Genomic DNA, 21,179 nt, shown 5'->3' on the forward strand with positions numbered 1-21,179 from the left:
TGTGGGCGGGGCGGGCGCCGCGGCGTGGGTGCCCCGGCCGCGCCGCCCCCCCCCCCCCCCCCCCGCCCCCGGGGGGGGGGGGCGGGGGGGGGGGGCCCCCCCCCCCACCGCCCTGCTGTGGAGAGGCAGGACCGCCTGGAGCGGCCGGTTCCCGGGCCTTGGCCCCGTCATCCGGCACCGGCAGAATGTCCGTGCCCCCGGCCTGTGACCGGTCCGGCCGCAGTGCGGCAGGAGGGGAAGACATGCTCCCGACCATGGCCACGCACGGATGCGCACCGCAGCACCACCGCGTCCGCCTGCGGGACGGCGTCGTGGTCCGCGAGGAGTGCATGCGGTGCGCATACCGGATTTCCTACGAAGCCGCGGGCCGTGAGCGTCTCTTTCCACCGCCGCGCCCGGCACCCCCGGCAACGGTGGCTGAGCCGAAACCGTTGACCGTGGCCGGTTCACATTCCCCGCGTACGGCCAGTTCCACGTTCACGGAAGGTAGTCGGTGAGAGAACACGGATGCGTGCCATGGGGTGGACGACACCCCTGTGTTCGTAGTGAACGGTGCGCGGGCGGGTGTCAGTCCGTCTCGTCGACGCGGTGCTGCGCCCACGCGATGTCGTCCACCGCCAGCCCCGGGTCACCGGCCAGGGCCGTCGGAGTCATCCCGGTGAACGCCACGGTCTCCCGGTGCAGATGGGACTGGTCGGCGTAGCCGCACTCCGCAGCGACCCGGGCCGCGTTGCCGCCCGTGGTCAAGCGGTGGGCGGCATGGCGGAAGCGGACCAGCATCGCAGCGTGCTTGGGAGGCAGGCCGATCTGTGACCGGAAGCGGGACCACAGGCGTCTGCGGCTCCAGCCGACCTCGGCCGCCAGATCCTCGATCCTGACCCAGCCGCGGCTGACGAGGATCCGGTCCCAGGCCCGGGCCACCTCCGGGTCCGCCGGCGGCCCTGTCCCGCTTCGACGGGCGAGCAGGGCCTCGGTCAAGGAGAAGCGGTCGCTCCACGACGCGGCAGCGTCCAGTTGTTCCCGGAGCCGTTCAGCGTCCCGGCCCCACAGGTCCTCGAGGGCGAGCACGCTACGGTCCGGCTCCGCCGGGCAGACTCCCAGCACGGCGTACGCGACCAGTGGAGACAGGTGCACCTCGACGCACGTGACGTTCTCGCCTCGCATGCGGACTGCACCAGGTGCGAGCCCGGCCACGAAACTTCCACGCTGTTGCCGGCCGGTGGCGTCGCTCACGACGAGCGGGCCGCCGCCGCATTCGACGATCAAGGTGACGGCCGGATGCGGGATCACCGGCAGGTCGACGGGGCCCGGGCTCCGGTCGCCGAACCCGGCCAGACTGACGCCGGCTGTCCGGCTGGGCCACGGCGGCCTGGCGATGTGCCACCTGGCCACCGCTTCACGCTCGTACACGGTGGACCGCATCACCCCATGCTTGGAGAAGACCGGCCGGAACATGTGTCCCAGATACTGGCACGCACTCACGGTGACCGTGGGCTCATGCAGCAGCATGATCCAGAACGGCTTCCAGGCGATCGCCAGCGGCGACCCTGACCGGATCGCCACGGTCCTCACCGAGGACGCCGAATGGCTCCCTCCTCCGGACAACGCCACTGCCGTCGCGCTCAAGACGCCCCACCACAGGGTCGGCAGGAAAGCGATCGTGCGCTTCTTCGCCGACGCCCTCCCCCGTCTGTTCGCGCGTGACGTCACCGTCACCTTCCACCGGTTCCACGCCGCCGGCGAGCGGGTGGTCGTGGAGGCAACCATGACGGCGACGCTCGCCAACGGCAACGGCCATCGACGAGCACACGCTGGTCCACCGGCTCCGGCCGCGCACCGCAGGATGAGCAGCCGAACTCGCGTCGCATCGCTGTCGTGCCCCAGGTGCTCTCACCGGATGACGCTTCGGGCCCGGGCGAAACCGCCCGGGCCCGAAGCCCGGCGTCAGCGGGAGAGCCGCAGGCAGCCGACCCGAAGCGGGCTGCCCGTATCGCTGCCGCACGAGGTCTGAACGGCGGCGACCGCCCACCGGAGCCTGCCAGCCGGCCCCGGCGCACATGCCCCGACCGGGCCGCCGGACATCTACCGATCAAGGTACAGAACGGGTAGCCGCACCCTCCGCACCCAAACCGAAGAACCCGCCGATCACGCCGCGGCCCTGTCCCCACGCTGCACGTCCTGCCCGGTTTCGTTCTGCTCGACCTCGGCCCGCACCCGGGCCAGGGCCCGGGTGAGCAGCCGCGAGACATGCATCTGGGACACGCCCAGCTCGGCGGCGATGGCGCTCTGCGTCATGTCCTCGAAGAACCGCCAGTACAGGATGCGCCGTTCACGCTCCGGCAGCCGGGCCAGGGCGGGCTTGACCGCTTCCCGGTCCTCGATCAGGCCGAAGCGGCCGTCGGCCGAGCCAAGGGTGTCCAGGAGGGTGTAGTCGTCGTTGTCGCCGCCGCGGTCCAGGGCCACGTCCAGCGACAGCGACCGGTAGCTCTCCAGCGCCTCCAGCCCCCGCACCACGTCCTCCTCCGGAAGCCGGGTGTGCTCGGCGATCTGCGCGACGGCGGGCGACCGGCCGTCCAGGGTGGTGCTCAGCTCCCGTACGGCCTTGCGGACCTTGTTGCGCAGTTCCTGGGTACGCCGGGGCACGTGCACGTCCCAGGTGTGGTCACGGAAGTGCCGCTTGAGCTCGCCCGTGATGGTGGGGATGGCGAACTGCTCGAAAGCAACGGCCCGTTCGGGGTCGAAGCGGTCGACTGCCCTGACCAGGCCGAGGGCCGCGACCTGCTGAAGATCATCGAGCTGCTCCCCCCGCTCGCGCAGCCGAGCGGCCTGGCGATGCGCCAGCGGCAGCCAGGCGGTGATCACACGCTGGCGCAGCCGCTCCTTCCTGGGCCCGTCCGGCAGCGTGACCAGCACCTGGAACGCTTCGGTGGTATCCGGGTCGGAGTAAGGCCGCTGCTGAGGGCGCGCGCTGATGGTGGTGGCCATCGCGACTCTCCTTGATCCTGACGGGCGGTTCGCGGATGAGCGGCCACTGACCGGAAGACGGCAGGCTGGCCCCTCTGGACGGGGTGCCTGCGGTTCCGAAGCACTACAGCTCTCCTGACCCGAACGCCGCCCTCCACACGTACAACCCGGAAATACTTGTGGCGACGCGGCGCGGCGCACATCGGACACATCGGACAGCGAAGCGGCTCCTGCCCGGACCGCCACGCGCTGGGCACCATCAGGCTCCCGGCGAAAGCAGCACCGGGCGCCGTTCTGAGCGATGGCCGCATGCTCCGTCCGCTGCGACCGACTGGCTCCATGAGCTGTGCGGGGACGGCGTGACCGGATTCATGCCGCCGGCGATGCCCGACGCCGCCTGGGTCCTCAACGCCATGTACGAGCACGAGCAGGGCCCGGCGGACATGACACACCACGAGTACCACCAGGCTCGGCTGGCTGACAGAAGCATCGAGCCGCACGTCGTGGCGGGCATCAACCTCGACGCCGAGTCGGTCGCCACCGGTGGAGGGCTGGGCCGCGCCGAGCACCCGGGCCCCGGCTGGCGGCGCCTGCGCTGGGCGGCCCTCGCGCGCCGCACCGGTGACCCGATCGTCCCCGAGGGGCTGCTGTCCTGCTACCGCTGCTTCCCTTCAGCCACCAAGGATGGCAGCTGGCCACTGAGCATCATCCCGCCGACCGAAGGCAGCATGGACCGCGAGACCTGGGACCAGCTGATCGCCCTCCTTATCGAGCACAGCCCGGACGGCGCGGACACTGCCTGCTTTGCCTACTACAACCCGCTGACGGCGGGCTGCGACTTCGAGAACCTGCACGTGCGCGCCGGCCGCCTCGGTGACGCCAAGCTGCTCTACGACAACCCCGAGATCGATTTCAGCCCGTCCAACCTGTGGGCCGCCGACCGCTCCTGGATGCTGTGCACCGACTACGACCTGTGGGCCACCAAGGTCTCCGGGCCCCGCCCCCTCATCGACGCGCTGCTGCACGACAGTGAGATCGAGGCCATACAGCTACCCAACGACCCCACCGAACCAGCAGGCCAAGCGTCGCCTTCGCACACCTAGGCTCCGAATCATGAGCACGTCTGATCAGCACCACCGCGTCCGTATATCCGCCGCACCCGAGCGGCCCGCCGTCATCGAGGTGGACGGCCACGATGTCGCGTCGTCGGTGGAGGCGTACCGGATCACGCAGACCGTGGACGAGGGGCCCCAGGTGACGCTGTACGTGGCCAAGGGCTGGAACGGGGTGCGGTTCGAGGGCCTGGCCGACGTGGTGGTCGAGCCAGCGGATGTGCGGCACGTCGTGGCCGGGTTCCTGGATGCGGTGGACTGGCGCAAGCTCGATGAAGCCGTACTCGGCCGCGATGATCTCGACGGTGGGCCGGGGGAGCTGACACGCGGGATGCTGGCGCAACTTCGGGAGTGGGCGCTGAGTGCTTGACCTGCACGGTGTCGCCCGGTTCGCCGAGCGGCGCCTGATGCCGGACACCGTGCTTGTCACCCGCGAGGTCGGCGAGGACGTTCTCGATCCCGCCACAGGCGCCCTCATGCCTGCTCCTCCGCTGGTGGTGCACTCGGGCAAGGCCGGGTTGTACGGGCACCAGGAGCGGATCCGCAGCAAGGGTGGCCACGAAGGTGCGTGGGTCGAAGAGGTGCGGGCCGGGTACCGGCTGCTGCTGCCGCTCGATGCGCCCGAACTGCGGGAGGGCGACATGGTGGAGATGGTCGAGGCTCGTGACGAGCAGGCCGCCGGTCGTACGTACCGGGTCGCGGCGCTCGGCGAGGTGTCCTCGGCTCCGGTGCTGCGCACCGTGTGGCTGGAGGAGCACAACCGCAAGGCCGACGCATGAGCGGCGGCGCGTTCACCGACCCCACGGCGCTGGCCGCCGCCCTGGAACGAGGAGCCGCCCAGACGGTGGCCGCGATGCACGCCGTGATGCGGCACCGCGCCCAGGCGCTGGTCGAGCAAGTGCAGCACAACGCCTCCGGACGGCCAGGCCCACGCGTGATCACCGGCAAGTATCGGGCCTCCTGGCGCGCCGACGTGCAGGGCGCGGGCCCCGTGGTCGTTGCCGAGGTGGGCACCAGCGCGCCGCAGGGACGGCGGTTGGAGTTCGGGTTCGTCGGCGCCGACAGCCTCGGCCGGCACTACGCGCAGCCGCCCTTCCCGCACCTGGGACCGGCCGTCGCCCAAGCCGGGCCTGTCCTCGTGCGGGAGTTGAACGACGCGGTGAAGAGGTCGCTGTGAACGAACTGGCCGAAGAGGTTGAAGCGGCCTTGGCGGAGGTCTTCGGCGACTGGGAGCTGGGGCTGCTCGCCCGCGCGGTCGTCATCGCCGAGCTCCTGGACGAGGACGGCGCACGCGCCCTGTCCGTGATCACCACTCCGGGCGTGCCGGACTGGGACACCGTCGGGCTGTGCCGGTACGGCGCCCTGTCCGTCGAAACCACCGGCAGAGGCTCCTCGGGAGACGACGAATGATCGACCGCGCCGCCGTGTCCGAAGCCTTCCGCCGCACACTGGCCGAAGCGACCGGCCGACCATGCGGGCTCGGGAAGCTGCCGCTCGTCGAAGGTCAGCCGGCTGAGATGCCGTACCTGGTGCTGTACCCGCAAGGCGGCCCCGTCGGCGGGGCTCCCCTGGCCGACGCGTCAGAGGATTCGGAACTTCTGTACCAGGTGTCGGCCGTCGCCGCCCGTACGGACCAAGCGGAGTGGATGGCCGACCGAGTGCGACGTGCGGTCCTTGAACGCACCGCGACCGGCGGCTGGCGCTGGCCGATCGACGTGCCAGGTGCCGACGTGTGGGCGCGCGAACTCAGGGGCGACGCCGGAACCGACGACGCGGGTCCGGCTGCGGCCGTCGTCAGCTACCCGCAGCGGTTCTGTCTGACTGCCAGCGGGTGAGCGTCCGACCCGGTTCGCTTGAGATGGAAAAACGTACAGCGTCCTCCCGAAGCACTGCGGAGTGCTTGGGTGGTCTGTAGAGTCATAAGAGACATTGCGTTAGCGCGCGATTGAGGCTGACGAGAGTGCCTAACCTTCCCGGGATCTGCACCCTCGCCGCCTCTTCACCGCGGAGGATCAGTCGTTAGGAGAGTCACGGAAGATCGAGATCAGCAGGCCGATAAGCGGGCCCACTGCCTTGAGTACCTTGACTAAACCGCGACTGATCCTCCGCAACCACACCAGCAACGCCCCTCGACCACGCCGGTGCTTACCGGTCATGCTCTGCCTCCTCATCTCCATCTGACTGGACTGCTTGGAGTGAGGGAGTGAGGTAGGCACGATTCGTTGCTGCCTGAGCGTCAGGCTACGTGAACACAGGCAAACGCGCGGGCGGTTGTGGCATCTCGGCCCGATCAGTATTCACGTGTGTGCTGTGCCGCCAGGCGGGCGCAGTGGTCGGTAGAGGCTCTGGCGTCGGCCGTTCGTCTGGAAGTGCCGTCCCGTGCGCACAAAGCCGTTCGGTTGGGCGCAGTATCGTGATCAGCGTGCGATTCGGCGTTCGGCATCGCTGAGCTGGTCGTGCCCTCACCGCGGAGGCACTGCGCGGACGCCCACCCGGGTTTCGGGATGGGCCGGTTCCCCGACACGACGTCGAGGGGCGGGGCCATCCCACCATTGCACGTTTGGCTGCCGTCCCGGAATCGGACAGCAAGCCTTGCAGGTCAAGAAGTACAGCCGCCGGGGCGTCACCCGCGTCCTGTGGCTGGAGAAGGTCGCCGACGAGGGCAACGTGCCCACCCGTCCGGAGCTGACGGCCGGCACGGATCTGACGAACGCCATCGCGTCCATCGACGGGTGGACGCTCGCCAACCAGCCCATCGAAACCCCTGACCTGGGCAGCACGTTCGAGAGCAGCATCCCCGGCAGCGACAAGGCCGACGACTCCTCGCTGGGGTTCTACGAGGACAAGGTCAGTGACGCGATCGAGCAGTTGCTCACCAAGGACGCGACGGGCTGGGTGGTGTTCCTGCGCAAGGGTGATCTGCCCGGCAACCGGTCCATGGACGTCTTCCCTGTCCGGATCGGCTCCCGGTCCCCGAACTACTCGACTGACAACGAGGCCGCCAAGTTCACGGTCAGCTTCTCGATCACGGAGAAGCCGACGCAGGACGCCGAAGTCCCGGCCGCCGATACCCCGCCGCCGCCGAAGTTCGACAAGTAACCCGGCCCCTCCCGTCCCCGGCCGGGCGCACGCGCAGCGGCGTTCCACCACCACCTCGGCGCCAGCCCGCGGCCCGGCCGGGCCCCCGTTCCCCTGGAGTTCCCCATGCCCGGCACCTCCCCCTCCCCCACTGTCCCGCCCGCTGAAGCGGTTGCCCGTGACGCGCACTGGGCGCGCAAGCTCGCCCGGCTCCGGGCGCGCCAGCTTCCCGAGTACACGCTGCGGCTCTGTGACGACCTGGCCGCGAAGAAACGTTTCGACCAGGCGAAGCTGGAGGCCGCGCGGCTGCGCATGGCCGACGCTGAGACGGGCGCCGACCCGGCCGAGGTCGAGCGCGCCGAGGTGGAGCTGAAGGAGGCGAAGGCCGCGTACGAGGCGGCGTCGCTGTCGCTGACATTCAGGGCGCTGCCGCGTCCGGTGCTGGACGGGCTGATCCGGCGGTTCCCGCCGACGGAGGAGCAGGCCGAGGACGGGGACGCCTGGAATCCCGAGACGTTCCCCGCCGCGCTGGTCGCCGCCGCCCACATCGAGCGGGACGAGTCCGGGGCGGCGGTCGAGGGCCTGTCCGAACAGGACGCCCAGGAGCTGCTGGACGCGTGGCCGGCGGGTGAGGCGAACGCGCTGTTCGCGGCGGCGTGGCAGGCCCAGCAGATCAGCCGGGCCAGTACGGAGGAGCTGGGAAAAGACTGATCGCGGACGCGCAGCTCCGGGCGGAGCTGGAGCTGTGCGACCGCTACCGCATCCCCCACTCTTTCTTCCTCGGCGCCGGGGACGGCCGCTGGTCCCAGACGGACCGGGCCAAGGCGCTGGCGTTCGAGGCGTACCGGCGCAGCGTGTGTGAGCAGTGCGGCACGCGGGCCGCAGAGTGGGACGAAGAGCAGGGCGGTGACCGGTACGCGTACGTGAGCACCACGGTGCGGTGCGTGGGCTGTGAGCTGATCACCACGGAGCAGGACCAGGTGCCGGACGGCCCCGACGGCTACGGGGTGCGCATCGGTCTGGTGCCGCGCGAACAGCACTACCACCAGCAGCAGTAGCAGGACCCCTTGGGCGCGTTGGGGCGCCACCAAGGGGAAGGGCAGGGCGCGGGGAGTTAGGGCGCCGCCCGGTGTCGAACTACACGCTCAGCGTGCAGATGCGCGCTGATGCGGCGCATCTGCTCTCGCAGGTGCGCCAGGCATCCCGCGCGATGCGGGACCTGCGGCGCGACACCGACGCCCTGCGCAGCGGCCTGGGCCGCATCGACGGCGGCAGCCGGGCCGCCTCCGCCGGCCTGCGGTCGGTGGGCCGCTCCTCCCACGAGGCCGGGGCCGGGCTGCGGCGGGTCGGCGCGGACGGGCACGCGTCGATGAACCGCCTGCGGCACGGCGTGCTCTCCGCACGCCAGGAGCTGCACCACCTGCGCGGCCTGGTCGTCGGCGGCGGCATCGTCGCCGGGCTGGCGGAGATCGCCAAGGAGGGCAACGAGTACCAGCGGTCCATCAACAAGTGGGGCGCGGTCACCGGCGCCTCCGGGACCGAGATGGTCCAGGCCGCGGCCAAGGCCCGCGAGCTCGGTGCGGACCTGACACTGCCGGGCACGTCGGCGGCCAAGGCCGCGGAGGCGATGCTGGAGCTGGCCAAGGCCGGTCAGACCTCCACCTCGTCGCTGGCCAACGCGCGCGCCGCGATGCAGCTCGCCGCCGCCGACAACCTGTCCGCGGCCGACGCCGCCCGCTACCTGGGTGACGTGATGGACCAGTTCGGTCTGTCATCGAACAACGCCGGACGGGCCGCCGACGTTCTCGCCGCGTCGGCGAACGCCGCCTCGGGCGGGCTGCAGGACATCTACTACGCGATGTCCTACACCGGCCCCGTCGCCGCGCAGCTGGGCATCTCGATCGAGGACTGCTCGGCGGCGGTGGCGATGCTGGCCCGCTCGGGCATCCTCGGCTCCAAAGCAGGAACGTCCCTGCGCGGGATGCTCACCAACCTCGCCAAGCCGACCGCGGCCGCGAGGCGGGGCCTGGCCGAGCTGAACATCGAAGCGTGGGACTCGCAGGGCAACTTCAAGGGCCTGCGCACGGTGATCGAGGGCTTGGAGAAGGCCCAGCACCGCATGTCCCAGAAGGACTTCCTCGCCGCGGCCTCCGCGGTGGTGGGCAAGCCCGCGCTGGCCGGTGCGGCAGCCCTGGCCCATCAGGGCGCTGCGTCCTTCGACCAGATGCACACGGCCATCGCCCGTACGGGCGCGGCCGGTGAGATCGCCGCCTCCCAGACCAAGGGGTTGTCGGGTGCGGTCACCCAGCTCAAGACGCAGTGGTCCAACACCGGGCAGGTCCTCTACACGGCGGCGGCGCCGGGGCTGGAGAAGGTTACCCGGTTGCTGACGGCCGGGCTCGGCGCCGCCACCCCGCACATCGCGTCCGGCCTGGACTACCTGCACGACCTGTACACCCTGGCCCGGCCCGGGCTGGCCAAGGCCGCCTCCGACGAGGTCGATGAGCTGACGGAGTCTTTCTCCGGGCTCGGCAAGCCGATCCAGGACCTGGCCCTCGACACCGTCGCCGCCGGCCTGAACATCCTGGTCAATGTCGGCCGTGCGGGCCTGCGGGTGTTGCACAACGTCGGCGAGGCCGCCTCTCCCGTCGCCGAGGCCATCAGCGACGTGGCGAGCGAGGCGGGCGGCGGCGCGTCGGCGTTGGACATGGTGGTTACGGCCGCGAACCTGGCCAGCCGCGGCTTCGGGGTGTTGTCCGGTGTGCTGGTGCCCATCGGACGCGTCATTGCCGCGCTGGTGCACGGCTTCGCGGCGCTGCCGGGCCCGGTGCAGACTGCGATCGCCGCGATGCTGCTGGCGCGCCGGGTCACGCCGATGATGCAGAACCTGGCCCGTACCGTGACCGGTCCGGTGGTCGGGGCGTTCCGGTCGGCCGGGGCGCAGATGCGTGAGCAGCAGCAGCTCGCCGCCGCGAATGGCCGGGAGATCGGCCGCATGGGTGCGGCGTTCGCCGTGCTGGAGAACCGGGTGCCGGTCGTGGGCCGGATGGCGTCGGCGTTCCGTTCCGCCAACGGTCCGGCTTCTGGTCTGGCCCGCTCGCTTGGGGCTGGGCTCGGAGGTGCGGCGCGTGGCCTGATGGGGGCGCTGGGCGGGCCGTTCGGTGTGGCGATCGCCGGTGCCGGTGTGGGGCTGTCGATGCTGGCCGACCGGCAGCAGCAGGCGGCGCAGGAGGCGGCCGAGCACCAGTCGCGCATCAGCACGCTGACGCAGGCGCTGCGGGAGTCCAACGGGGCGATCACCGATTCCGTGCGGGCGACGGCCGCGCAGTCGGTCATGGACACCAAGGTGTTCGACGGCAAGAGCCGCCTGGTCGACGTGATGCGCGGCGCCGGGGTGAGCGTGCGGCAGCTCACCGACGCCTACCTCGGGCAGAACGGCGGGCTGGAGGCGCTGGAGCGCAGCCTGCGGCTGACCGCGAGCGCCAACAGCGACATGCAGTACACGGCGGCCGGCGCGTTTCGCACGTACTCGGAGAAGGGGCAGGCCGCCTACGACGCGGCCAAGGCGCTCGGCTCGGTCAAGGGCGAGATGAACCAGGCCGCCAAGGACGCCCGGGACCTGGCCGATGCGACCGGGCGCAGCGGTTCCGGGGCAAGCGCGGCGCTGGGCCCGTTCGGGAAGTTCTCCGATGCGATGCGGCGTCTGTCCGACACCACCTCGGACGCCGACAGCCGGGCCCGCGCCCTGCACGACGCCCTCAACGTTCTGGCCGGCGGGTCGGTGAACCTCTCGGCCGCCCAGGCCCGGCTGAACAAGGCCGTCTCGGATGCGAAGGACTCGCTCAAGGGCGGCGTGGATGAGGCGGACGGGTACCGCGATGCGCTGCTGAACGTGGACGGTTCGCTGTCCACGGTCACCCGCAACGGCCAGAAGCTCTACGACACCCTCCAGGGCCTGTCCAATAACTCCGCCGACGCGGCGCAGGCCGCGTACGAGTTCGCGCAGTCGCAGGGCAAGAGCGTGCCGGAGTCGCTGAAGGCTGCGCAGGCGGAGATGGCCAAGGCCCGCGCTTCGGCGATCGCCACCGCCGAAGGTTACGGGCTGAGCGCCGAGCAGGCCGCGAAGCTCGCGGACGCGGCGGGCCTGGTGCCCGCGAACGTGTCCATCCTGCTGCAGACCGCTGGCATGGAGCCGGTGATGGCGCAGCTCCTGGCCGTCCAGCAGACGCTGAAGGCCACCCCGGACCGGAAGACGATCACCGTCTCCAGCCTGGACAACGAGGCCCGGGAGAAGCTGACCAGCCTCGGCTTCCAGATCAAGGACCTCAAGGACCGCACGGTCCAGGTGACCGCGCCGACCGATGCCGCGCGCACCAGCCTGGATGCGCTGATCAGCAAGCTCGCCGCGACCCCCGGCGCGAAGCACGTTGCCGTCTCCTCGTCGACGCAGGCAACGATCACAAGCCTGGACGCGGTCCGGCAGGCAGTGGCGGGGGTGCCGGGCGGCAAGACGGTCACGGTCGCGGCCCCGACCGGAGAGGCACGTGCGCAGCTCGAAGCCCTCGGCTTCAAGGTCACCGACGTGCCGGGCAGCAAGACCGTCACGATCACGGTGCCCACCGGCCCGGCCACCTCCAACGTGTCCGCGATCCAGCAGGCGATCAACAACCTCAGCGGGCGCACCATCACCAACTACGTCCAGACCCGCTACATCGGCCCGCAGGTCAACGGCGTGCCGCTGATGAAGCAGGCCAACGGCGGCATCGTCACCTACGCCGACGGCGGCACGCGCGAGAACCACGTCGCGCAGATCGCCAAGGGCGGCGAATGGCGCGTATGGGCGGAGGACGAAACTTTTGGTGAGGCATACATCCCTTTTGCGTCCTCCAAGCGGGCCCGGTCGAAGACGATCTTGGAGCAGGTGGCCAACCGCTTCGGCGGCACCGTCACCTACAACGCGGCCGGCGGGCTGTCGGACTGGTCGTACCAGCCGGTGGGCAGCACCGGCCTGACCGTCTCCGACGTGGTCTCGAAGTCGCAGCGCAAGGACAAGCACGGCGACGAGCACTTCGACCTCGGCCTGTTCGAGCGCAACCTGCACTCCTCCGTACGCACCGCCCAGGCATGGCGCAGTGACCTGGCGACGGTGGCGCGGCGCGCGGGGTCGGAGGTGGCCAAGGCCCTGGAGGAGATGGGCGAAGACGGCATCGCCCTGACACGGAAGATGGCCCGCGGCTCCGGCCGCTACATCAACGACATGGCGGCGCAGCTCCGTCAGCTCGCCGGGGCGGCGCGGTCATCGCTGGCCGACTACACAGGCCAGCTCGCAGGCGCGGTCAAGGACGCCACCGCCTTCCAGAACAACCTGGCCCGCCTGGCGGGCAGCGGCTACGGCGACCTGGCAACGCGCCTGGCGCAGCAGGGCGACGCCAACGCCGAAGCCCTCGCCGCGCAGGCCGTCAAGGACAACACCAAGGCCCGGCAGGCCAACCAGGCCGCCAAGGACGCCTCCAGGGTGATCGACGGTGACCAGCTCACCGACCTGGTGAAGATCATCAGCTCGCTGGCGAAGGGCCGCGGTCTTCACGCGGTCGCCGAGCTGGCAGGGCTGGAAGAGGACCGGCTGATCGAGGTCGCCAACCTCTCCACGAACCAGATCCGCGGCACCGGCAAGGCGGACCGCTTCCTGTCCGACCTGGTGAAGGCGAACGCCGGGCGGGCCTATGCGGACGGCGGCATGTGGACGCCGGGCATCTACTCCTCGCCGTCGCCGAACGGCCTGATCAAGTTCGCGGAACGGTCCACTGGCGGCGAGTCCTACATCCCGCACGCAGCAGCCAAACGCGGCCGGGCCACGGCTGTGCTGGCCCGTACTGCGGACCGGTTCGGCTACGACTTGGCTCCGCGCCGCCTGGTCGATGCCGCCGCCGGCCGCGCCCGGGTGGTGATCGTCCACCAGGCCCCGGCGATCGGCAGCCAGACCATCCACGTGCGCCAGAGCCCGGCGTCAGCTAACGACATCGCCGACGTGGTCGCGTACCAAATACGCCGGGCCAAGCGCGGAGGCGCCCTGCGATGAGCACCCCGGAACTCAAGAACTGGCAGCTGGAGTTCGGCGGCGTCGTGCTCGGCCACGGCACGCGCGTGCCCGTCGCGGAGATCGAAGGGCTCGGCCGTCCCGCAGTGCGCGGCGAACCGGTCCCCCGGCCCGGCGCCGACGGCGCCTGGCCCTCCCCGGACTTCTACAAACCGCGCACGGTCCGCATCGACTGCGCGGTCAAGACACCCGGCGATCCGGCCGCGGCCCGGCAGATCGTCGCCGACCTCCAGCGGGCGGCCGACGAGCCGCGGCTGCGCACGGTGGGCGGGGCTGTGATGCCGCTGCGCATCAAGTGGCCCGGCTCCCCGGTCCGCATGTTGTTCGGACGGCTGACCAAGCTCGACCCGACCTGGGCGGACGCGGCCCACGGCTGGGTGCCGCTCGACGTGGAGTTCGTGGCCACCGACCCGCGTTACTACTCCGACACCGAACAGCAGACCGCGCTGCGGCTCGGCTGGCTGTCCGGCGGCGGCTTCACCGCCCCTGTACAGGCCCCCATCAAGGTCACCAGCGGTACGGCGACCGGGCAGCACCGGCCCGGCTGGGTCACCAACAACGGCGACCTGGAGTCACACCCGGCGCTGACCGTGTATGGGCCGTGCGCCAACCCCGCCATCACCCATGTCGAAAGCGGGCGGACGCTCCGGTTGCCGCTGGTGCTCGGCGCCGGCCAGTGGGTGCGGGTGGACACCCGCCCCGGCCAGGCCATGGCCGTGCGCGACGACGGCGGCACCGTCGCCATCCCTGACCGGCTGGACACCTTCAGCCTGCCGCCCGGCCGCTCCGAAATCCGCTGGGCCGCCGCCGACCCGACCGCCGCCGCCCGCCTGACCGTCGCCTGGCGCGACTCCTTCATAGCCCTCTGAACAAGGACACGTACGACCGATGACGCTCGCCCAGGCCCCGCTACTCGTCGACGGCGCCACGCACTCCGCCCAGACCTTCCGCATGATGATCCGCGACCTGTCACGGGGCGGGGAAGGCATCACCGAAGCCGCCGATCTGAAGGTCACCCCGCTGCCGGTGCCCGGCGCCGGCGTGCAGATCGCCGACGGATCGGCCGTCATCCGCGGGCAGGCCAACGCCTGGCAGGGCTCCTACACCGCCTACAACATCGGCACCGCCACGCTTCCCGTCGCGCCGACTGGTGCCACGCCGCGCTCGGACCTGATCGTGCTGCGCATCACCGACCCCGAGTACGAGGGCGGACTCGACCCGGCGAAGGACGCCATCAACTCCTTCGACGTCATCCCCAACGTCTCCCCCGCCACCACAGCACCCCCGCCCGGCGTGACCGGCATCGCGCTGGCGCGCCTGGACATCCCGGCGTCCACCGGCACCATCACCGCCGGCATGATCCGGGACCTGCGCAACGTCGCCAACCCCCGACGGGAACGGTCACTGCGCACCGCCTACCCGCGCACCCTGACCAAGGCGTGGCAGGACGATGACAAATGGCACACCTGGCCGCCCGAAGCCCAGTGGAACATCGCGGTTCCGCCATGGGCAACCAAGGCAATCATCGTCCTCACGCTGGCCGGGCTACGCCTGGACTTCGACGACGTATTCGGCGTCGTACGGCTCGTACTCGGCAACCGGCCCGGCGAAGGCACCGCCATCGATGACGACCAGGGCAAGGGCGTACGCCGCACCACTGCTGTCGTCGCCGACACCCTGACCGTGCCCCCCGAATACCGCGGCACCACCCAGCGGCTGTATCTGGAAGCACAGATGTCCAGCGGCGAGAAGGGAGACCTGTCGGCCGACGAGGGCACCTCCATCGTCTGTGACGTGGAGTTCACCGAGGGCCCGGTGTGAGCTACCGCTACCTGACCCAGCACGCCCTGACCGGCCAGTGGCTCACCCAGCACCTCCCGCTGACCGATGTCGAGTTCGGTGAAGAACTCAACGGGCCCGGGCACCTGCGGGGCTCCCTCAAGCCGCACCTGGCCACGCTGATTCCCGAGCTCGCCGACCCGGGCACCGTCGTGATCTACGCCGAAAGTGACGGCTTTCTGCGCTGGGGCGGACTCGTGTGGCAGGCCGTTCCCGAGGGCGACGAGCTGAAGATCGAAGCCGCCGGATGGACCTCGTACTTCCAGCACCGCCACGACCTCGACGGGGAGCTCGGCGGCCGGGGCCCCTACGTGCACGGCGACCCGTGCCGCATCATCCGCGACATCATCACCTACGCCCAGTCCATCCCCGACGGGGACCTCGGCATCACCGTGGACGACACTACGGGCGGTGCGACCGTCGGCAACTCCGCGGAGCCGTGGCACTCACGCTGGTGGGAAACCCCAGTGCTCGGTGATCAGATCGATGATCTGGTCAAGGCGCCCGACTCCCCTGATTACGCGTGCACCACGTGGTGGGCCGCCGACGGCCGGCCGGTGCGCCGGATCCGGCTCGGCTACCCGCGCCTGGGCGCCCGGCGCCGCGACCTGATGTTCGCCAGCGGCCTGAACATCATCGACCGCACGCCCGTCACCTACAGCGCCGATGAGTACGCCCAGGTCGTCATCGCCATCGGCAGCGGTGAAGGCCGCGCCCAGCAGCGTGCCATCGACGCCGTCCGCAACGGCCGCCTGCGTCTTGAGCACGTCCTGGAGCTGCCCGACGTACGCGGCAAAGACGTCCTCGCTCAGCGCGCGAAGGCCAACCGCGCCTGGCGCCAGCAGATGGGGGAGGTCGAACAGATCACCGTCCGCAACCACCCCGCCGCCCCCTTCGGCAGCTTCCAGGTTGGGGACGACGTGCAGGTCACCGTCCGCGACCAGTGGGGCGACTGGTCGGGCTGGTGCCGCATCACCGGCTGGACTCTGCACCCCGACACCGACACCGGCGAGACCGCGACTCTCGACCTGCGCCGCGCCGACACCTTCCACTACGCCGCCGCATGAACAAGGAGAACCTGCTGTGCCTGCCGATCTCGGCGCCCGCATCACCCAGATAGAACGGATGCTGCGCGCCGTCATCCGCTCCCCCCGCTTGACCAACGCCTCGATCGAAGGCGGCGCCGTCCAGGTCTACGACGAACACGGCTCGCTGCGTGCGCTGGTCGGCCAGCAGCCCGACGGCACCAGCGGCGTCACCGTCGTCAACGGCCCCCCGCCTCCGACCCCGGCACCGCCGACCGTTGCCCCGGCGCTGGCCGCACTGACCGTCACGTGGGACGGCGCCTTCGCCGACGGGGCGGCTGCGCCTCTGGACTTCGCCCGCGTCGAGGTGCACGTCGGCCCGGACGCCGGGTTCGAGCCGTCACAGGGCACCCTGCGCGACACCATCGAAACCGCCCAGGGCGGCAGCGTCACCGTGCCCCTCCCCTACACCGCCTGGTGGGTCAAGCTCCGGACGCGCACCCTGGCCGGGGTCGCCGGTCCCGCATCGTCTGCCGTCGAGGGCACCCCACGGCAGGCCGCGGCCGCAGATATCCAGGCAGGGGCGGTCACCGCGGAGAGTCTGGCGGCCGACGCCATCACTGGCAAGCACATCGTGGGCGGCCACATCGACGGAGCGATCGTCACCGGCAGCACCGTACGGACTGGGGCCGACGGCAACCGTGTCGTCGTCACCCCCACCCCACCCGCGCCTCTGGAGCAGATCCCCTCCGTATTGCTGCACTCCGCCTCCGGCCTGGAAAAAGCCCCCGGCGCGCTGCGGGCCAACACCAAGTCGGACGGCACAGCCTTTCCGACCGTCGAGCTGACCGCCCCGGCCGTGCAGATCGACCGCTGGAACCTGCCCGACACCTCCGCCTTGCACCTGCGCTCGCCCCAGCTCCACGAGCGCGGCGGCCACTTCTCCTTGACCGCCTCTACCGGCCTGAGGCAGAAGCAAGGCAACGTCACCGTCCGCGGGGAGAGCGGCAGAGGGCCAACGGACACCGCGTTGTTCCGCATCGAGGTGGAAGACGGTCCCGACGCCCCCGGCAATGACAACGGGTTGCCCGCCCGCACCTTCGTCGAAGCCAGTGGTGCCCAGTTCACCGTCCGTAGCGCCTCCACCGCCGGAGACACCACTGTCACCATGAGCCCGGGGGTACTCGCAGTCGAGGGCTGGGTCACCCGGCCGGCCACCGACTGGCGCCTCATCGACCTCGCATCGGGCATCACGCCGGGTTCCGAAGCGCCCGAAGTGCGCGTGACGGCCACCGGAACCATCGAGATGACCGGCTACGTCAACATGTCCGACTCCACCGTGCGCAGCGGACAGCAGATCGGCACCCTCCCGCAGGGTTACCGGCCCAAGACGACCAAGCGCCTCATTGTCGCTTCCACCGCCAACGGCACCATCATCCGCATGGACGTCAACCCCGACGGCGCCCTGAGGCTCTACCCCATCATCGGCAACCGAGCCACCTGGATCGGATTCGACAGCGTCACCTGCCGCGCCAACTGAGGAGTGATTTCCTGATTCTCTGCTCAGCTAGCGGCTGTTCACCGTAGGCTCCCCACCGTGTGACAGCACGCGCTGCTTCCGTTCACTCGCGTACCCGGGCATCGGGTCCGGGACGAACCTCGGAGGTAGGTATGCGTCGCCGCTTAGGGAACCTGGTCAACCGGCTGGGCCGACGTGAACTGGCGCTTATCGTCATCGGAGCACTCGTCTCCGCTGTGGCGGCCAAGCTCGTCGACACCATGCTGTAGCTGGCGTCCCCGATGGTTACGACATCGGGGCCGCCAGCAGCTCAGCGGGTCGGCCACCGTCCCAGCTCGGGAGGGTGCTTCGGCGCCCTCCCGAGCCTCCCCAACCGGCTGCTGCCATACGTCTTAGCAACTTGGGTTGGGCAACGCGGCTTGGGAATGAGCCTGTCACACCTCACGTGTCGGCGATGCAACATTGACAACTTTCGGCATATGCCCGAAAGCCAGGTGATCACATTGCAGTAAGGATCCAGCGCACTCTGTCATATGCCAGAGGTCGCAGCTCAATGCATAGACCGGGGTGCAACCGCGCTCAAGCGCAGGGTATCGGGAGTGACTGCGACGTCTGTGCTGGTACGAGACCTGATGGCACGCCGGTACAGCCACCCTTGCGGCGGCAAGGTCGACGAAAGTCCCTGATTAGGCATCCTACAAACGCAGTTCGCCGTACGCTCACTACGTGCCGAGGCACGCATCGTCCTCATCTCCACCACTCCCCCGGACCAGCCAGGGCCTGGGGCTCACGATGGGAGACGCGGGCATGTGGAGGCGCATCCAAGGGTGGCTGCGGAGGCTAGGTCGACGTGACCTCGCATTAATCGTGATCGCCGGGTTCGTCTCGGCGATTGCGGCGAAGATCGTGGACACCGTGTCGTAGAAGCCGACCCCGATGTCTGTAGCACCGGGGTCGGCGGCTCAACGGCCGCCCGCCCTGTTCCGCGTCAAGCAGACGGGGGGGAACAGGGCAACCTTGATCTCATTCGGAGCGCAGAACTGGCCCCACACTTGCAGCGACACGCCCCTAGTTGGCCGTCGCGGGGGTACCGATTCGTGTGTGCGCGTTCAGTTCGCTGGGCCCGAAAGAGCAAGTCGTGTGTTCTTGGCGGATGCCTTCGAGGATGTCACAACTCCACTTGACTCGTGGGGGAACTGCACAGGTCATTTGCATCAGTACGGTGCGGACGTCCTCACGCCCACCGTTGGCCACCGTACGATCGTGATCAGGCGTGGGGCTGCCGGGAGTGATTGCGGTGTCTGTGCCGCCGGGTGCCGAGCCCACGCTGTGGGAGCTGCACCGTGCCGTCTCACAGCTGCGTGAGGACCTGCGCGGCGACCTCGCCCAGCTCGCCGCCCGCCTCGATCACGTGGTCACTGAGGACGTGTACCGGGCGGATCAGCGGGTGGTCGAGCAGCGCATCGGCCAGGTCGAAGCCGGCCTGTCGGCTCTGCGGAGCGAGCACGAGCAGGTGGTCGAGCGCGGTGCGCAGCAGCGCCGGGAAGATCAGGCTCAGGCGGCTGCGACCCGCCGCCTGGTGATCAGTTCCTTTGTCTCTCCGCTGCTGGTGATGACGTTGCAGCTCTGGCTGGCGTCGCACGGGTCGGCGTTGTAGCCGGTCGAGGGGTGAGTTTCGGGCGCGGGGAGATAGTGAGCGCCGAGTTGGCGACACCGATGAGCCCTGACCGTTTGGTGACTGCCCTGCGGGCCGAGGGTGTGAAGGTGGTGGAGCGTCCGGGCTGGCGGACGCACAACCGCAACGGGAAGGGCCCGTGGGGCCCGGTGAACGGGGTGGTGATCCACCACACCGTCACGTCCGGCACCAGCAACACGGTCAGCATCTGCGAGAACGGATACGCGGGCCTGCCGGGGCCGCTGTGCCACGGCGTGATCGCGAAGGACGGCACGGTCTACCTGATTGGTAACGGCCGCGCCAACCATGCTGGCCGCGGGGACGGTGACGTGCTGCGCGCCGTGATCGCTGAACGGCCGCTGCCCGCGGCCGACCAGGCCGACGCCGACGGCAACACGCACTTCTACGGGTTCGAGTGTGAAAACTTGGGTGACGGCTCAGATCCGTGGCCGGACGTGCAGCTGGAGGCGATCGAGCGGGCGGCGACCGCGGTGTGCCGGGTGCACGGCTGGGGTGCCGGGTCCGTGATCGGCCACCGGGAGTGGCAGCCCGGCAAGGTCGACCCGAAGGGCTTCGGCATGGGCGACCTGCGCTCGCGGATCGCGGCGCGACTCAAGGGGCGGCCGACCGGTGGCGGCTCCAGTACCGGCGGGGCGACGGCTTCGACGTACACGGTGCAGCCGGGCGAGACCCTGTCGGGCATCGGCGCCAAGCTGAAGATCAACTGGAAGGCCATCGCGCAGGCGAACGGCATCCCGGCCCCGTACGTGATCAAGTCCGGCCAGCAGCTCAAGCTCCCCGGCACCGGCGCGCCCTCCGGCGGCGGTGGCTCGTACAGCCCGCCGCCGTTCCCGGCCGGCTTGGCGCCGAACCACAGTTCGCCGTCCGCACGCGGCCTGCAGCAGGCCCTGAAGGACACCGGCTGGCTCGACCCCTCGGTGCCGCTCTCGGACAACTACGGGCCGCAGACTCAGAAGGCCGTCGCCGGCTTCAACCGCAAGCACAACCTGTTCACCACCGGCCAGCCCGACGACCCGGCCATCGGCCACCGCGGCTGGGACCTGCTCCACCGACTCGCCTACGGAAACTGAACCCTTTGCTCACCTTCATCCACACCCACAGCACCCGGCTGTACGCCATCGCCGCAGCCGCCCTCGCCCTGGTCGCCTACTACGTGCCCGACCTGCCGACCGAACTGATCCTCGCCCTATCCGCCGCCATCCTCGGTACGGGCGAGGCGGTCCAGCGGATCGAGGACGCCAAGACCACCAACGCGGTCACCAACACAACCCAAGCCTCGGCTACCGGCACCCAGTAGGTCACCGGTGGCGGTCTTCCTCTGTTGCCCCCACAGCACAGGAAGGCCGCCACGTGCGCCGAGAATTGGCCAACGCCGTGATCACACAGCTTCAGCGCACCGCTTCCTGGTCCAGCGACCTTCGCGCAACGCCGTTCCTACTCACAACCGCTTTGGAGCGGTCGGTCTGAGCGCCATCCGGCGAAGCATCCGTCGCGTGAACGCACGCCTTCTAGGTCGCCTTGAAACAGCACCGCCGCTTCCGGCCTACGTGCCGGCGGATCAGCCAGGTACGCGTTGATGTGGTCCCAGGTTCGCAGGTCGTCCGGGAGCTTCTCATACCATGCCAAGCCGCGAGCATTGCAATCCCTGCACAGCAGACCTCGTACGCATTGCCCGCACGAGGTCTGCCCCGGGCAGCACTTGTGATCATGGTCGATGTGCCACCAAGACGGTCCCTCCATTGAGGGGTCACCGCCTAGTAGGACTTTGTTAGGTGGTGTCGTAGGGCTGCCAGGGTGCGGGGCGGTGGCAGGTTGGGCAGTGGCCCGTGAAGGTGGCCAGCATGTGTTG

The 21,179-nt window shown here is 70.1% G+C and carries 21 protein-coding genes and 1 pseudogene; 18 read left to right on the forward strand and 4 right to left on the reverse strand.

Annotation, left to right across the window (positions count from 1 at the left end; all coding sequences use genetic code 11):
- Positions 1 to 567: 567 nt before the first annotated feature.
- A complete protein-coding gene (locus ACH4K4_RS36580) occupies positions 568 to 1,422 on the reverse strand; it encodes a helix-turn-helix domain-containing protein (RefSeq protein ID WP_398173921.1) in 855 nt (284 codons plus the stop codon).
- Positions 1,423 to 1,507: 85 nt separating this feature from the next.
- Between ACH4K4_RS36580 and ACH4K4_RS36585 the strand changes: the two genes are divergently transcribed.
- Positions 1,508 to 2,011: a nuclear transport factor 2 family protein gene (locus tag ACH4K4_RS36585; RefSeq protein ID WP_398173924.1), complete on the forward strand. Its 504-nt coding sequence runs from the start codon at positions 1,508 to 1,510 to the stop codon at positions 2,009 to 2,011.
- 134 nt (positions 2,012 to 2,145) lie between these two features.
- Here the strand turns inward: ACH4K4_RS36585 and ACH4K4_RS36590 are convergent, their stop codons facing one another.
- The gene (locus ACH4K4_RS36590; RefSeq protein ID WP_398173927.1) at positions 2,146 to 2,985 is read right to left on the reverse strand and encodes a SigB/SigF/SigG family RNA polymerase sigma factor; all 840 of its coding nucleotides are present in this window, start codon (positions 2,983 to 2,985) and stop codon (positions 2,146 to 2,148) included.
- 338 nt (positions 2,986 to 3,323) lie between these two features.
- On the opposite strand from ACH4K4_RS36590, the gene ACH4K4_RS36595 reads away from it, so the two are divergent.
- The 14 genes from ACH4K4_RS36595 to ACH4K4_RS36660 all read left to right on the forward strand — a co-directional run bounded on the left by ACH4K4_RS36595 (position 3,324) and on the right by ACH4K4_RS36660 (position 17,655).
- Positions 3,324 to 4,067, forward strand: coding sequence for a hypothetical protein (locus tag ACH4K4_RS36595; protein ID WP_398173930.1), 744 nt, complete (start codon positions 3,324 to 3,326; stop codon positions 4,065 to 4,067).
- 10 nt (positions 4,068 to 4,077) lie between these two features.
- On the forward strand, positions 4,078 to 4,446 hold the full coding sequence (locus ACH4K4_RS36600) for a hypothetical protein (RefSeq protein ID WP_398173933.1): 369 nt from the start codon (positions 4,078 to 4,080) through the stop codon (positions 4,444 to 4,446).
- The gene (locus ACH4K4_RS36605; RefSeq protein ID WP_398173936.1) at positions 4,439 to 4,855 is read left to right on the forward strand and encodes a DUF6093 family protein; all 417 of its coding nucleotides are present in this window, start codon (positions 4,439 to 4,441) and stop codon (positions 4,853 to 4,855) included. The genes ACH4K4_RS36600 and ACH4K4_RS36605 overlap by 8 nt, the downstream gene beginning before the upstream one ends.
- Positions 4,852 to 5,253: an HK97 gp10 family phage protein gene (locus ACH4K4_RS36610; protein WP_398173939.1), complete on the forward strand. Its 402-nt coding sequence runs from the start codon at positions 4,852 to 4,854 to the stop codon at positions 5,251 to 5,253. Before ACH4K4_RS36605 ends, ACH4K4_RS36610 begins: the two co-directional genes overlap by 4 nt.
- Positions 5,250 to 5,486 (forward strand): hypothetical protein, encoded by a 237-nt coding sequence (locus ACH4K4_RS36615; RefSeq protein ID WP_398173942.1) that lies wholly within the window; start codon positions 5,250 to 5,252, stop codon positions 5,484 to 5,486. Before ACH4K4_RS36610 ends, ACH4K4_RS36615 begins: the two co-directional genes overlap by 4 nt.
- On the forward strand, positions 5,483 to 5,911 hold the full coding sequence (locus ACH4K4_RS36620; protein WP_398173945.1) for a hypothetical protein: 429 nt from the start codon (positions 5,483 to 5,485) through the stop codon (positions 5,909 to 5,911). The genes ACH4K4_RS36615 and ACH4K4_RS36620 overlap by 4 nt, the downstream gene beginning before the upstream one ends.
- Positions 5,912 to 6,668: 757 nt before the next feature.
- Positions 6,669 to 7,175 (forward strand): hypothetical protein, encoded by a 507-nt coding sequence (locus ACH4K4_RS36625; protein ID WP_398173948.1) that lies wholly within the window; start codon positions 6,669 to 6,671, stop codon positions 7,173 to 7,175.
- A gap of 105 nt (positions 7,176 to 7,280) precedes the next feature.
- A complete protein-coding gene (locus ACH4K4_RS36630; protein ID WP_398173951.1) occupies positions 7,281 to 7,865 on the forward strand; it encodes a hypothetical protein in 585 nt (194 codons plus the stop codon).
- The gene (locus tag ACH4K4_RS36635) at positions 7,811 to 8,212 is read left to right on the forward strand and encodes a hypothetical protein (RefSeq protein WP_398173954.1); all 402 of its coding nucleotides are present in this window, start codon (positions 7,811 to 7,813) and stop codon (positions 8,210 to 8,212) included. The genes ACH4K4_RS36630 and ACH4K4_RS36635 overlap by 55 nt, the downstream gene beginning before the upstream one ends.
- A gap of 71 nt (positions 8,213 to 8,283) precedes the next feature.
- Positions 8,284 to 13,233, forward strand: coding sequence for a phage tail tape measure protein (locus ACH4K4_RS36640; RefSeq protein ID WP_398173957.1), 4,950 nt, complete (start codon positions 8,284 to 8,286; stop codon positions 13,231 to 13,233).
- Complete coding sequence (locus ACH4K4_RS36645) at positions 13,230 to 14,120, forward strand: hypothetical protein (RefSeq protein ID WP_398173960.1); 891 nt, start codon at positions 13,230 to 13,232, stop codon at positions 14,118 to 14,120. Before ACH4K4_RS36640 ends, ACH4K4_RS36645 begins: the two co-directional genes overlap by 4 nt.
- 19 nt (positions 14,121 to 14,139) lie before the next feature.
- Entirely contained in the window at positions 14,140 to 15,072 is a 933-nt protein-coding gene (locus ACH4K4_RS36650) for a hypothetical protein (RefSeq protein ID WP_398173963.1), read from the forward strand.
- The gene (locus ACH4K4_RS36655) at positions 15,069 to 16,157 is read left to right on the forward strand and encodes a hypothetical protein (RefSeq protein WP_398173966.1); all 1,089 of its coding nucleotides are present in this window, start codon (positions 15,069 to 15,071) and stop codon (positions 16,155 to 16,157) included. The genes ACH4K4_RS36650 and ACH4K4_RS36655 overlap by 4 nt, the downstream gene beginning before the upstream one ends.
- A 16-nt stretch (positions 16,158 to 16,173) precedes the next feature.
- Positions 16,174 to 17,655, forward strand: coding sequence for a hypothetical protein (locus ACH4K4_RS36660; RefSeq protein WP_398173969.1), 1,482 nt, complete (start codon positions 16,174 to 16,176; stop codon positions 17,653 to 17,655).
- 1,330 nt (positions 17,656 to 18,985) lie between these two features.
- Here ACH4K4_RS36660 and ACH4K4_RS36665 read toward each other — a convergent pair.
- Positions 18,986 to 19,276 (reverse strand): hypothetical protein, encoded by a 291-nt coding sequence (locus tag ACH4K4_RS36665; protein WP_398173972.1) that lies wholly within the window; start codon positions 19,274 to 19,276, stop codon positions 18,986 to 18,988.
- A 62-nt stretch (positions 19,277 to 19,338) separates the two neighbouring features.
- Between ACH4K4_RS36665 and ACH4K4_RS36670 the strand changes: the two are divergent.
- The 3 genes and pseudogenes from ACH4K4_RS36670 to ACH4K4_RS36680 all read left to right on the forward strand — a co-directional run.
- Positions 19,339 to 20,067: pseudogene (locus ACH4K4_RS36670) on the forward strand (N-acetylmuramoyl-L-alanine amidase); the annotation flags it as partial.
- A 9-nt stretch (positions 20,068 to 20,076) separates the two neighbouring features.
- A complete protein-coding gene (locus ACH4K4_RS36675) occupies positions 20,077 to 20,400 on the forward strand; it encodes a peptidoglycan-binding protein (protein WP_398173987.1) in 324 nt (107 codons plus the stop codon).
- 5 nt (positions 20,401 to 20,405) lie between these two features.
- Complete coding sequence (locus ACH4K4_RS36680; RefSeq protein WP_398173975.1) at positions 20,406 to 20,627, forward strand: hypothetical protein; 222 nt, start codon at positions 20,406 to 20,408, stop codon at positions 20,625 to 20,627.
- A gap of 137 nt (positions 20,628 to 20,764) precedes the next feature.
- Here the strand turns inward: ACH4K4_RS36680 and ACH4K4_RS36685 are convergent, their stop codons facing one another.
- The gene (locus tag ACH4K4_RS36685; protein WP_398173978.1) at positions 20,765 to 21,070 is read right to left on the reverse strand and encodes an endonuclease domain-containing protein; all 306 of its coding nucleotides are present in this window, start codon (positions 21,068 to 21,070) and stop codon (positions 20,765 to 20,767) included.
- Positions 21,071 to 21,179: the final 109 nt, after the last annotated feature.

It is taken from the genome of Streptomyces sp. NPDC017529 (assembly GCF_044329785.1).
Classification (GTDB): Bacteria; Actinomycetota; Actinomycetes; order Streptomycetales; family Streptomycetaceae; genus Streptomyces.